The 12,873-nt window shown below is 75.7% G+C and carries 6 protein-coding genes; all 6 read right to left on the bottom strand.

Annotated features, from left to right (window positions below; genetic code table 11):
• Positions 1–233 precede the first annotated feature (233 nt).
• The 6 genes from ACZ6CZ_RS01530 to ACZ6CZ_RS01505 all read right to left on the bottom strand — a co-directional run bounded on the left by ACZ6CZ_RS01530 (position 234) and on the right by ACZ6CZ_RS01505 (position 12,790).
• Positions 234–4,475, bottom strand: coding sequence for an Rne/Rng family ribonuclease (locus ACZ6CZ_RS01530; protein WP_469013034.1), 4,242 nt, complete (start codon positions 4,473–4,475; stop codon positions 234–236).
• A 263-nt stretch (positions 4,476–4,738) separates the two neighbouring features.
• Entirely contained in the window at positions 4,739–5,527 is a 789-nt protein-coding gene (locus ACZ6CZ_RS01525; RefSeq protein WP_469013030.1) for a TIGR03936 family radical SAM-associated protein, read from the bottom strand.
• Between the two features lie 46 nt (positions 5,528–5,573).
• Entirely contained in the window at positions 5,574–6,818 is a 1,245-nt protein-coding gene (locus tag ACZ6CZ_RS01520; RefSeq protein ID WP_469013029.1) for a hypothetical protein, read from the bottom strand.
• An 89-nt stretch (positions 6,819–6,907) separates the two neighbouring features.
• Entirely contained in the window at positions 6,908–8,995 is a 2,088-nt protein-coding gene (locus ACZ6CZ_RS01515; protein WP_469013028.1) for a restriction endonuclease, read from the bottom strand.
• Positions 8,996–9,161: 166 nt separating this feature from the next.
• On the bottom strand, positions 9,162–11,123 hold the full coding sequence (locus ACZ6CZ_RS01510) for a TIGR03960 family B12-binding radical SAM protein (protein WP_469013026.1): 1,962 nt from the start codon (positions 11,121–11,123) through the stop codon (positions 9,162–9,164).
• Between the two features lie 152 nt (positions 11,124–11,275).
• Positions 11,276–12,790 carry a CYTH and CHAD domain-containing protein gene (locus tag ACZ6CZ_RS01505; RefSeq protein ID WP_469013023.1) on the bottom strand — a complete coding sequence of 505 codons (1,515 nt, stop codon included), beginning with the start codon at positions 12,788–12,790 and terminating at the stop codon, positions 11,276–11,278.
• Between the last annotated feature and the right edge of the window lie 83 nt (positions 12,791–12,873).

The following is a 12,873-nucleotide window of genomic DNA, read 5'->3' as shown; positions in this document are numbered from 1 at the left end:
TCGCTCGGAGAACGGCACCCCCGCAGGCCAGCCGCCCGTGCGGAAGCACGGGCAACCTCTCCCGGCCAACCGTGTGCCCGGGAGGAAGAGGTTTACGGGGATGTGGCGTGTTCAGTGGACACGCCGACGGTCCAGGTTACGGGGCCACGGGTCAAGGGGTCAAACCGGGCCCCGGGGGCGGAACGCGCGCGGGGCGCGGCCGGTCGCCAGGACCGGTCGCGCCCCGCCCGGTGTCAGCCCTCTTCGCCGGCGGCCGGGACCGCCGTGGTCTTCTTGGCCGTGGCCTTGGCGGCGGTCGTCTTGGCGGTCTTCGCCGCCTTCTTCGCCGTCGTCTTGGCCGCCGTCTTCTTGGCGACGGTCTTCTTGGCCACGGCCTTCTTGGTGGCGGCCTTCTTCGCCGTCGCCTTCTTGGCCGTCTTGCGGGCCGCCGCCTTCTTGGCCGGCGCCGCTTCCTCGGCCACGGCGTCCGGCGCCGCCTCGGGCGCCGGCACCTCCAGCGGTGCCTCGGCGGCCACCGGTGCCTCGGCGGGGGCCTCCTCCGGCGCGGCCGACGGGACGACCACGACGGCCGCCTCCACGGGCGCGGTCGGCGCGGTGGCCTTGCGCACGGCACGGCGGCGCGGACGGGCCGGGGCGGCGCTCCCGGCGGGCGCCTCCTCGGCCGGGGCCGCGGGAGCCTCGGCGGCCGGCTGCTCCACCGGCGCGGCCGGCGCGGCTTCGGCGACCGTCACCACGGCCGCCTCGGCACCCGCCGGGGAACCGGCGGGCGCGGTCGCCTTCCGGGTCGCCCTGCGGCGCGTACGGCCCGTGGGCGCGGCCTCCTCGGCCGCCGGGACCTCCGGGGCCCGCTGGGGCTCCGGTGCCCGCTCGGCCTCGGGCGCCTCGGCCGGCTCGGCCGCGATGACCGGGTCCTCGGCCGCGACCGGCTCGGCGTGCGCCTCGGCGGCCGTCTCCGGCCGCACCGGACGCACGGCCTCCTCGGCGGCGGTGACGGCCTGCGCGGTCGGCACCTCGACGGGCTCGGCCTGCGCCGCGGGCTCCCTGGCGCCCTTCGCGGCCGCGCCCCGCGGCGCGCCCGCCGGAGCGGACGCCCGGCGGCTCGCCCGGCGCCGTGAACGGCCGCGGCCGGCCGCGGCCTCCGCCTCGGCGACGCTGCTGTACAGCTCCTCGTCCGGCGCGAAGTCCGGCGCGGGCAGCTCGACCGGCTCGGCCAGGTCGGCGGCCACCTCGACGGCGGTCTCCACCTCCGGCTCGACGGCCTCGCCGCTCTCGACGGCCACCGCGGCGGTCTCGTGCACGTGCTCCTGCCCGTCACCACCGCGCCCGCGCTTCTTGCTGCGCTTGCCGCCACCGCCGGCGGCGGTCGGCTGCTCCATGTGCACGATGACGCCGCGGCCGTTGCAGTGGACGCAGGTCTCGGAGAAGGACTCCAGCAGGCCCTGGCCGACCCGCTTGCGGGTCATCTGCACGAGCCCCAGCGACGTCACCTCGGCGACCTGGTGCTTCGTACGGTCCCGGCCCAGGCACTCCAGCAGGCGCCGCAGCACCAGGTCCCGGTTGGACTCCAGCACCATGTCGATGAAGTCGATCACGATGATGCCGCCGAGGTCGCGCAGCCGCAGCTGGCGCACGATCTCCTCGGCCGCCTCCAGGTTGTTCCTGGTGACCGTCTCCTCCAGGTTGCCGCCCTGGCCGGTGAACTTGCCGGTGTTGACGTCGACGACGACCATCGCCTCGGTCCGGTCGATCACCAGCGAACCGCCGCTGGGCAGCCAGACCTTGCGGTCCAGCGCCTTGGCGAGCTGCTCGTCGATCCGGTACGTGGCGAAGACGTCGACCTCGGAGGTCCACCGCGACAGCCGCTCGGCGAGGTCCGGCGCGACGTGCGAGACGTAGCCGTGGATGGTCGACCAGGCCTCGTCACCGCTGACGACGACCTTGGAGAAGTCCTCGTTGAAGATGTCCCGCACGACCCGGACGGTCATGTCCGGCTCGCCGTACAGCAGCGTCGGCGCGTTGCCGTTCTTGGCCTTCTTCTGGATGTCCTCCCACTGCGCCTGGAGCCGCTCGACGTCGCGGCGCAGCTCGTCCTCGCTCGCGCCCTCGGCGGCGGTGCGCACGATGACGCCCGCGTCCTCGGGGACGATCTTCTTGAGGATGGTCTTCAGCCGGGCCCGCTCGGTGTCGGGCAGCTTGCGGCTGATGCCGGTCATCGAGCCCTCGGGGACGTACACGAGGTAGCGGCCCGGGAGGGAGACCTGGCTGGTGAGCCGGGCGCCCTTGTGCCCGATCGGGTCCTTGGTCACCTGCACCAGCACGGACTGGCCGGACTTCAGGGCGGACTCGATGCGGCGCGGCCCGTGACCCATGCCGAGGGCCTCGAAGTTGACCTCACCGGCGTACAGCACGGCGTTGCGGCCCTTGCCGATGTCGATGAAGGCGGCCTCCATCGACGGCAGCACGTTCTGCACCTTGCCGAGGTAGACGTTGCCGACGTACGAGGTCGACTGCTCCTTGTTGACGTAGTGCTCGACGAGCACGTTGTCCTCGAGGACGCCGATCTGCGTGCGGTCGCCGTGCTGGCGGACGACCATCACCCGCTCGACGGCCTCGCGCCGGGCCAGGAACTCGGCCTCGGTGATGATCGGCACCCGGCGCCGGCCCTGCTCACGCCCCTCGCGGCGGCGCTGCTTCTTGGCCTCCAGGCGGGTCGAGCCCTTGATGGACTGCACCTCGTCGGACGGCTCGCCGGCCTTGCGGGGCTCGCGGACCTTGACGACCGTGCGCTCCGGGTCGCTGTCCTCCGGCTCGGTGTCGACGGCCGTGTCACCGGCACGACGACGGCGGCGACGGCGGCGGCGGCTGCTGGAGCTGGAGGACCCGGCGTCGTCACGGGCCTCGTCGGCGTCCTCCTCGTCCTGCTCGGCGGTGTCCTCGGCGTCCTGCGCGGCCTGCTCGGCGGCCAGTTCGTCGGCGTCGGCGTCCGGTCCGTCACCGGCCTCGCCGCGGCGGCGGCGACGGCCACCGCGCCGGCGGCGGCGGCGCGAACCGCTGTCGTCCGAGTCCTCGGCCTCGTCCGACTCCTCCAGCTCGTCGCTCTCCTCGGCCTCGTCGGCCGCGTCGGTGTCGGTGAGGTCCTCGGCGGACTCCTCCGGCTCCTCGGCCTCCTCGGCCGCGTCCGGCTGCTCCGCCTCGGCGGCGCGGCCGGCCCTGCGGGCGGCGGGGGTCTCGGTGGCCTGGGTCTCCTCGGCGTCGGCGCCCCGGCGGCGCCGGCGGCGGCGCGTGCCGCTCTCCGCGCGCTCCTGCGGGTACGTCTCGCTCGCCACGGTCTCGGCGCTCTCGGCGGGCTCCACGGCGTCGTCGGGCTCGGTGGCCTCGGCGGCGCGCTCCGCGGCGGCCCGCTCCGGGGTCTGGAACCTCGGCTCGGTGAAGACGGGCGGCTGGAACACGGCCACGGCGGGACGGGCGGGGCGACGCGGCGCCTCGGAGTCGTCGGCGCCGGCGGACCGGGCGGGCTCGGCGAAGCCGGTCGCGGCCTGCCGCACCGCACGGCGGCGGGAGCGGCGCGGGGCGGCTTCCTCGGCCGGGGCCTGCGCGGCCTCGGCGGCGGGCGCGGTCTCGGTGACCTGGGCGGCTTCGGCGGCCGGCGCCTGCTGATCGGTCCCGGGCACCTGGGCGGGCTCGGTGGCCTCGGCGGGCTCGGCGGCTTCGGGGGCGGCCGTGCGGCGGGTGGCCCGGCGACGGCTGCGGCGCGGCGCGGCCTCCTCGGCCGGTGCCTCCTCGGCGACCGCGGCGGTCGCGGCCTCGGTCTCCGGCTCGGCGGGGGCGGCCTCGGCGGCGGCCGGGGCGGCCCCCTCCGCGGCGGACTCGGCGGGCGCGGACACACGCCGGGTCGCCCGGCGACGCGTACGGGCGGCCGGTGCGGCCTCCTCGGCGGCGGGCGCCTCGGCGGGCTTCTCCGCCTGGGCGGGTGCCTCGGGCTCGGCGGCCTGCCGCGTCGCCGGGGTCTCACCGGCCTCGGTGGACGCCGGTGTCACGGACGGTGCGGTGACCCGGCGGGTGGCGCGGCGGCGGGTGCGCGGCGGGGCCGGCTCCTCGGCCGCCTCGGGGGCCTGGGCCGCGACGGCCTCGGGCTCGGCGGCGGGGGCGGCCGCCACGACCGTCTCGGCGGCCTCGGCGTCCGGCGTCGGCGCACCGGCGGGCGCGGACGCGCGCCGGGTGGCCCGGCGGCGGGTGCGGGGGGCCGGCGCGGCCTCCTCGGTGGTGTCCGCGGCGGCGTCGGCGACCTCGGCGGCCGGTATGGCCGGCAGGGTGACCTCGGCGGCGGCCTCGGCGGCCTGGACGGCCTCGGCGCCGGCGGGGGGTCCCGCCGGGCGGGAGGCGGCGCGGCGGCGCCTGCGCGGCGGCAGGGTGTCGCTGGGCGAGTCGGATCCGGAGGCCGTCACGGACTCTGCGGGTTCGGTCGGTTCGAGCATGCGGGCGTTTCTCCCGTCGGGCTCCCGGGCGCCGCACCTGGTACGGCGCCGGTCGCATCGACCGGCCGCCGCTGACGTCCGCGGCCCGCGCGATGCGCGATGGCCGCCGTCCGGGGCGCGAGCGCCGCACGGGAGCTTTCCGTGTCCTGTCTCGCCGGTTCCGTACGCCTTGTTGTGCACGGCCTGGCGAAAGTCTTGTGGTCGGTGCGCTGCCCGACCCAGGTGGCTCCCGAGTACCAGGGCGGCGCTTTCGACGTCCGTCCCTACGCGGAACCTTCCGGCACCGGCGCCGTCGCGGCGGCAGCCGGGGCGGCCCCGGTAAGGGCCTCCGCTGCCTCGCGGTCGGGCGCGAGCGGGTCGGTCACCGTGCCGGTCTCTTCATCGAGCAGCCCCTGCGCCAGCCTGGTCACCGCTGCGGGGACCGGCGGCGCCAGGTCGGCCACGGCGCGGAGACCGGACAGGACGTCGTCGGGTCGTACGGCAGGCGTCACGTGCCGAACAACCAGCCGCAGTATCGCACAGGGCCGGTCGCTGGGCCTATCGGCCCGCTGACCCTGTGTCGCCACGCTCTCGAGGCTGACGACCGCGGGACGGGCGTCGAAGGTGCGGACGCCGTTCTTGGTCATGCGCTGCACCTCGACGGCCGGGGCCCCGGTGAAGGCCTCGACCGCGCGCCGTGCGTCGGCCGGGTCGACGCCGTCCAGCCGCAGCTCCCAGACGGAAGCGGTCAGCCGGTCGGCGAGGCCCGGGGTCCGCGCCTCGACCGCGTCGACGATGTCGAGCCCGGTGGGCAGCGACTCGTCGAGCAGGGCGCGCAGCTTCTCGGGATCGCGTGCCGCGGCGAGCGCGATCTCCAGGTACTCCGCCTCACTGCCCGTGCCGGTGGGTGCGGCATTGGCGTACGACACCTTGGGGTGCGGGGTGAACCCCGCCGAGTACGCCATGGGCACCTCGGCGCGGCGCAGCGCACGCTCGAAGGCGCGCTGGAAGTCACGGTGGCTGGTGAACCGGAGGCGGCCGCGCTTGGTGTAGCGCAGTCGGATGCGCTGCACCGCGGGTGCGGGCGGCGGGCCTTCGGGCTGTCGCTTGCCCAGTGTCCTAGTCCTTCGTGAGAGCGGTCGTACTGCTACCAAGAGTACGTGTTTCGGGCCGCCGGGGTTCCCGCCGGTCCACCGGGAGCGGTTGCCGGGGCTCACCGAACAGTGCCCGCCGGATGTCGGCGCGGGTCTGGCGCACCGTCTGCCGGGCGGCGTCCAGGGCCTCGCGGGCGGCCCGGCCCACCGCGCGCGCGGCCCGGGCGGCGGGCCGCAGCACCACGTCCCGCACGGCGTGCCCGAGCGGGGTGAGCACCGTCCGGTACACCCAGCGCACCGGTGCCACGAAGGTCCACCGCAGGAGGGCGGCGAGGAAGCGGCCCACGGCCCGCGAGACGTGCCCGGCCACCCGCCAGGCGTGCCCGAGCGCCTCCGCCGTCTCCCGCGCCAGCACGCGCAGCACCCGCCCCGCCGGCACCAGCACCCACCGCCACAGGGCGAGCGCCGGCAGTACCAGCAGGACGCGGGCGGTCCAGTACAGGGCGGCGCCCAGGCCGGTGGCGACGGCGCCCAGCAGCCGGCCGAGGCCGTTCGCACACCACAGCAACGCCCGTCCGGCGGGCGCGAGAAGCCACGTCCACAGCCATCGGGCGGGCACGACGAGCAGGTACCGCACCAGCAGGGCGGCCACCGTGTACACGCCGGTGCCGACGGCGGCCAGCACCGCCGCGACGCCCCGCAGCAGCCACAGTGCGGCGTGTCCGACGGGGGTCAGGGCACGCCGGTACACCCAGGCCAGCACCGCCCCCACGCCCCGCGCCACCCACGCGAGCCCGGCCCCCACGCCCCGCGCCACCCACGCGAGCCCGGCCCACACGCCGCGGGCCAGCCAGGCCAGGCCGGCCCACACGCCGCGGGCCAGCCAGGCCAGGCCGGCCCACGCGCCGCGGGCCAGCCGGGCGAGGGCGTGTCCCACGGGGGTGAACACGTACTGGTGCAGCCACACCAGCGGCACCACCACGAGGACGCGCCCGAGCCGGGCGAGCGCCCGGCCGGCCGGCGCCAGCACGTACCGCCACAGGGCGACCGGCGGCACCACGAACACCGCCCGCGCGCACCACAGCAGCGCCCGCCCGAGCGGCCGCAGCACCGTGTCCCGCAGCAGCCGCCCGGCGGCCACCAGCACGTCCCACGCCATCCGCACCGGCACCACGAGCACGAACACGACGATCCGCACCGGTATCCGCAGCGCGACGACGAGACACCCTTCGGGTTGCTGCGGCGGGGGCGGCGGCTTCTGGAGGTCCATACCGGAGGAGACGCACGGACGGCGGGTGCGGATGCCGCTTCTGATTGCGATGCCGTCACGGCTGCCCGCCACCCCGCTGCCGCGCCGCCCTATTCCACGTCGATGCCGTAGTCACCGACGAGTTGCTCCAGGCCGCCCGGATAGCCCTTGCCGCCCGGTACGAAGTCCCAGTCACCGCCGGTCCTGCGGCGGAAGGAGCCGAGCACCAGGGCGGTCTCGCCGGGGCGGCCGTCGCAGACGTCGAGGCGGCCGAGTTCGGTCATCTCCGGGTCCAGCAGCCGGATGGCGGCGGCGGTGAACCCGGTGAGATCGGCACGCGGGTCCGCCTCCGGGTCGACCGCCGCCACCAGCACCAGCCGGTCGGCGGCCGGCGGCAGCGCGTCGAAGGAGACCTGGATCGCCGCCTTGTCCGGCACCGCGGCCGGCACGGTGCGCACCGAACCGTCCGGCGTGCGCCGGTTGTTGTAGAAGACGAAGTGGTCCTCGTCCAGGACCCGGCCGCCGCGGCAGACCAGGGCGCAGACGTCCAGCGCGACCCGGCCGGACCACGTCATGCCCAGGATGTTGTGGGCGCCGGAGGCGGAGTCGTCCGACGCGGAGTCGCCGGACGCGGCGGCCGGCTGTGCCGGTGCGGCGGAGGCGGGCCGCCCGCCGTCCCCCAGGCGCCCGCGCAGGCCGTGCCGGTGCAGCAGGTCGACCAGTTCGGGGCCCGATATCAGCTCCAGCGGCTTGCCGCGGGCGAAGGTGTGCGAGCCCGGGCCGAAGCCCGACGTCGTCACCAGGACGCCCTTGTTGGCGCCCGCGTCCTGGACCGTGCCGTACAGGTCGCGCACCGCCGTGGGCGGCACGGTCGCGCGGTAGCGCTTCACCTGTACGACGATCGTGCCGCCCCGGATGGGCGTGGGGTCCACCGCGTCGACGTCCACTCCCCCGTCGTTGGAGCGCTGCGTGGTCACCGCCTCCATCCCCATGGCGCGGAACAGTTCGGCGACGAGCGCCTCGAAGGCGATCGGGTCCATCTCGTACAGGTCCGGCTCCGCGTCACCGCCGCCGCCGTGGGTGACGACCCGGTCGCCGACGTCCCCGGGCCGCCGGCCCGGCCGTACGGCGGTGAGCTGGTCGGGGCGGGATGCGAGCTGGCCCCGCAGCGCCTCCGTCAGGCAGCTGGTGGGGTCCACCTGCTCCAGGTGCAGCCCGGTGAAGGCCGCGCGCGGCGCCATGACGGTCGCCAGGCAGATCCGGGAGGGCCGGCCGGTCGCGGGGTCGGGTGCGTCGACGAAGCCGTTGACCGCCACCGAGTCCAGGACGCCGTGCTCGTCGGCCGCGAACACCTGGTGCAGGACCAGCAGCAGGCTCTGCGCCAGCACCTCCCGGTACAGCGCCCGGCGCTGCGTCACGGGACGCGCCGTCTCCTTGTCCTCGTCGCTCGCCGGCACGTACCGCACCGACTTCGCCGCCGGCACGACGTCGTACCCGGGCAGCTCCCAGTCCAGCACCAGCTGGCGGGCCGCCGCGTCGAAGGCCGCGGTCACCTGCCGGGGGAAGTCCCCGGGCCAGGCCGCCGACGCGTACAGGGCCGCCGAGAAGTACTCGACGACCGTGTCGGGCTCGCCCCGCCGGACCGCAGCGGTGGCCTCGGCGATGCCGTCGTTGTGCCGTCGGACCTCGTCGCGCACGGCCTGCGCCCGCTGCTCGTACGCATGCTGCGCGGCGGCCAGCCGCTGCCGGCGCTGCGCCTCGGCGGCCTGCGCGGCGTACCAGTCCTGCTCGAAGCGGGCCCGTGCCTCGGCCTGCGCCTGGGCCCGCCGGCCGGCCGTCCAGCCGCTCTGCGCCTGGTACTGCGCCGGGTCCGGCATGCGCACGGGCCAGGCCAGCGGGCCCGGGTCGAACGGCGGTACGTCCGCCACCCGGGTCAGCGAGGACGCCCGGAACGCGGGCGCCCGGCACCCCTCGGCGAGCAGCGTCCGCAACGCCGCGACCTGGGCGTCCAGCTCCGCCGTGCGACGCCTGGCCTCCGCCTGCCGGTACTCGCGCTGCCCCTGCGCGACACGCCGCTCGTGGGCGCGCAGCTCCCGCTCCCGCGCCCGGCGCCGGCGTTCCTCGGCCTCGGCCTGGCGCTGCTGCACGCGCTGCGCCTCGGCCCACGTGTTGACGAATCCAGCAGAGCGACGACTCATCCGCTCAGGCCCTCCCCAGGACGTCGGCACCGCCGACCCACCGCTGGTTGCCCCCTGCAACCGGTTACGACAGAGCGAACTGTATCCAGCGGCAACCGCGGCGAGCCCCCTCCGGGTCGGAGGGGGCTCGCCTGCGGGAGCGCTCAGGGGGCGCCGGCCGGACCGCTCAGTGGCTGTGGCCGCTCGCCGCGGGTGCCGGTGCGGCGTTCTTCACCGTCAGGGGCAGCAGCTTCTTGCCGGTGGGGCCGATCTGGATGGACGTGTCCATGGCCGGGCACACCCCGCAGTCGAAGCACGGGGTCCAGCGGCAGTCCTCGACCTCCGTCTCGTCGAGGGCGTCCTGCCAGTCCTCCCACAGCCAGTCCTTGTCGAGGCCGGAGTCGAGGTGGTCCCAGGGCAGGACCTCCTCGTAGGTGCGCTCGCGCGTCGTGTACCAGTCGACGTCGACGCCGGTGGGGGCCAGCGCCTTGTCGGCGCACCGCATCCAGCGCTCGTAGGAGAAGTGCTCGCGCCAGCCGTCGAAGCGGCCGCCGTCCTCGTACACCTCGCGGATGACGGCGCCGAGGCGGCGGTCGCCGCGGGAGAGCAGGCCCTCGACGATGCCGGGCTTGCCGTCGTGGTAGCGGAAGCCGATCGAGCGGCCGTACCGCTTGTCGCCGCGGATCTTGTCGCGGAGCTTCTCCAGGCGGGCGTCGGTCTCCTCCGCCGACAGCTGCGGCGCCCACTGGAAGGGGGTGTGGGGCTTGGGGACGAAGCCGCCGATGGAGACCGTGCAGCGGATGTCGTTGGAGCCGGAGACCTCGCGGCCCTTCTGGATGACGCGGGTCGCCATGTCGGCGATCTGCAGGACGTCGTCGTCGGTCTCCGTCGGCAGGCCGCACATGAAGTACAGCTTCACCTGGCGCCAGCCGTTGCCGTAGGCGGTGGCCACCGTACGGATCAGGTCCTCCTCGGAGACCATCTTGTTGATGACCTTGCGCATGCGCTCCGAACCGCCCTCGGGGGCGAAGGTGAGTCCGGAGCGGCGGCCGTTGCGGGTCAGCTCGTTGGCCAGGTCGACGTTGAAGGCGTCCACGCGGGTCGAGGGGAGGGAGAGGCCGATCTTGTCGTCGGTGTAGCGGTCCGCCAGGCCCTTGGCGATGTCACCGATCTCCGAGTGGTCGGCGGAGGAGAGGGAGAGCAGGCCCACCTCCTCGAAGCCGGTCGCCTTCAGGCCCTTCTCGACCATGTCGCCGATGCCCGTGATGGAGCGCTCGCGGACCGGGCGGGTGATCATGCCGGCCTGGCAGAAGCGGCAGCCGCGGGTGCAGCCGCGGAAGATCTCCACCGACATCCGCTCGTGGACGGTCTCGGCGAGGGGGACCAGGGGCTGCTTGGGGTAGGGCCACTCGTCCAGGTCCATGACCGTGTGCTTGGACACGCGCCACGGCACGCCCGACCGGTTCGGGACCACGCGGGCGATCCGGCCGTCGGGGAGGTACTCGACGTCGTAGAACGCCGGGATGTACACGGCGCCGGTCTTCGCCAGGCGCAGCAGGACCTCCTCGCGGCCGCCGGGGCGGCCCTGCGCCTTCCACTCGCGGATGATCCGGGTCATGTCGAGCACGGCCTGCTCGCCGTCGCCGATGACCGCCGCGTCGATGAAGTCGGCGATCGGCTCCGGGTTGAAGGCGGCGTGGCCGCCGGCCAGCACGATCGGGTCGTCGACGGTCCGCTCGCGCGCCTGAAGCGGAATGCCGGCCAGGTCCAGGGCCGTGAGCATGTTGGTGTAGCCCAGCTCCGTGGAGAAGCTGAGGCCGAACACGTCGAACGCCTTCACCGGCCGGTGGCTGTCCACCGTGAACTGCGGGACCCGGTGCTCGCGCATCAGCGCCTCCAGGTCCGGCCACACGCTGTAGGTGCGCTCGGCGAGGACGCCGTCCTGCTCGTTCAGCACCTCGTAGAGGATCATGACGCCCTGGTTGGGCAGGCCGACCTCGTAGGCGTCCGGGTACATCAGTGCCCAGCGGACGTCGCAGGCGTCCCATTCCTTCACCGTGGAGTTCAGCTCGCCGCCGACGTACTGGATCGGCTTCTGCACGTGCGGGAGCAGAGCTTCGAGCTGTGGGAAGACCGACTCGACAGTCATCGCGGGGGTTACCTTCGTGAGCTGACTGGGGGGCACCCCCGGCCGGAGGCCGGAGGAAGGGTGACCATCAAGCGTAACCCGCCCGGCGGCCCGCCCCGCACGCCCGCCGGACCGCACCGCTCCCGGCACCCTCCTGCGGGGCCCGGACCCGCTCAGCCGGAGATCCGCGACCGGGCCTTCTTCCACACCTCGGGCAGCCGGTCCTGCGCCGCCGCCGCCCGCTGTTCCTCGCGCCCGTACAGCAGCCCGTACGTGAACGCGCTCTCCCCCGCCGCGTGGGCCACCGCGGACAGCTCGCGCAGGCTCCGGCGGGCCATGACGCTGTCCTGGTGCTCGCCGAGCAGGCTGGAGAGCGACGTCATCGACGTGACCAGGGCGGTGGCGGTGGGACCGAGGGCGCGGGTGGCCGCCTCCGCCGCGTACCGGGTGCGCTTGGCCTTCTTGCGGGCCTCGTGCAGGGCGGTGTCGCGGTCGGGGCCGGGCGGCGTGCCGAGCGCCTCCTCGACGAGCCGGGAGACCCGCCGGAACTCCTTGCGCAGCGCCTTGGCCGGCACCTTGCCCGGTTTGCCGCCGGCGGCCCGGCGCAGCGGCGGATCGGTGAGCAGCCCGTCGAGGGCGTCCAGCAGCGCCAGGTGACGGGCGGAGTCCAGGACGCCGGTGAGCCTGGCGTGCGAGCGGCCGCGCCGGCCCGCGGACCACTGGCGCAGCCGCTCCCCGACCGGACCCTGGACCAGCGCGCCGGGCACCTCGCCGAGGGCCGTGGTCAGGCGCTCGGCCAGCACCTCGGCGTCCCGGTCGGCGCCCAGCTCGCCCGCCAGCCACGTCAGCTCGGCGCCGATCGGGTCGGTGACCGCGCGGTCGAACAGCGCGCGGTGGACGCGCAGGGCGCTGCGGGCGCGGCGGGTGGCGACCCGCATGCGGTGCACGGAGTCCTCGGCGCCCTGACGCACGGCCGGGTCGAGCCGTACGAGGGCGTCGCGCTGGGCGCGGAGGTAGGCGAGGACGTGGTCGCCCGCGGTGACGGGGTCGGCGGCGCGGTCCGCGGGCCGCTCGCCGGGCGGCGCGGTCAGCTCCAGCGCCCGGGCGAGCTTGGACGGTGTGGCGGAGCGCCGCAGACCCGCCTTGCGCAGGCGTTTGTCGACGTGGTCGAGGAAGGCCGGGTCGCCGCCGTCGGCCAGTTCCACCTCGATCTCGGTCCAGCGGGCCGTGCCGCCGTCGCCGGTGAGGCGCTCGGCGGTCACCGCGTCCACACTGGCCTCGGCGAGCAGCCGCCCCTCGGCGTCGAGGAGGTGGCGTACGTCGCGGAGCGAGCGGAGCCGCACGACGGGGACCAGGTCGGCGCCCCGGCTGCGGGAGCGGGCCAGGGCGGCCAGCTCGCCGGGGACGGTCTCGCCGAGGGGAGCGCGGATCTCGTCGCGGACGCCTTCGGCGACGGGGAGCTTGAGGTGCCAGCCGGCGTCCGAGCCGCCGGTGCGGCGCCGCAGCGTGGCGCCCTGGGCGGCCAGGCGCAGGTCGGCGGTGTCGTAGTAGGTGGCGTCCAGTTCCATGACGCCCCGGTCGAGGACGCCGGCCACGGTCCGCGCCCCGGTTCCGGCGCCGGTCAGGTCGGGCAGGGCGCTGCCGTCGGACTCGTACTTGCGCTCGATCTCGCGCTTCGTATCCGCCATATCGTGAATCTAGCCGCGTTTGCCCCGGCCACGCCTGTTTCCGTGCCCTCCTTCGCCGGGCAGCCGCACCCGCGGACCTGCCG

Source organism: Streptomyces sp. NPDC041135 (genome assembly GCF_055592085.1).
This window is presented reverse-complemented; position numbering and strand designations above follow the sequence as displayed.

Bases quoted from the DNA above. Each gene is read 5' to 3' on its own strand.
- ACZ6CZ_RS01505 (WP_469013023.1), bottom strand. From the start codon at position 12,790: ATGGCGGATACGAAGCGCGAGATCGAGCGCAAGTACGAGTCCGACGGC.
- ACZ6CZ_RS01515 (WP_469013028.1), bottom strand. From the start codon at position 8,995: ATGAGTCGTCGCTCTGCTGGATTCGTCAACACGTGGGCCGAGGCGCAG.
- ACZ6CZ_RS01530 (WP_469013034.1), bottom strand. From the start codon at position 4,475: ATGCTCGAACCGACCGAACCCGCAGAGTCCGTGACGGCCTCCGGATCC.
- ACZ6CZ_RS01510 (WP_469013026.1), bottom strand. From the start codon at position 11,123: ATGACTGTCGAGTCGGTCTTCCCACAGCTCGAAGCTCTGCTCCCGCAC.
- ACZ6CZ_RS01520 (WP_469013029.1), bottom strand. From the start codon at position 6,818: ATGGACCTCCAGAAGCCGCCGCCCCCGCCGCAGCAACCCGAAGGGTGT.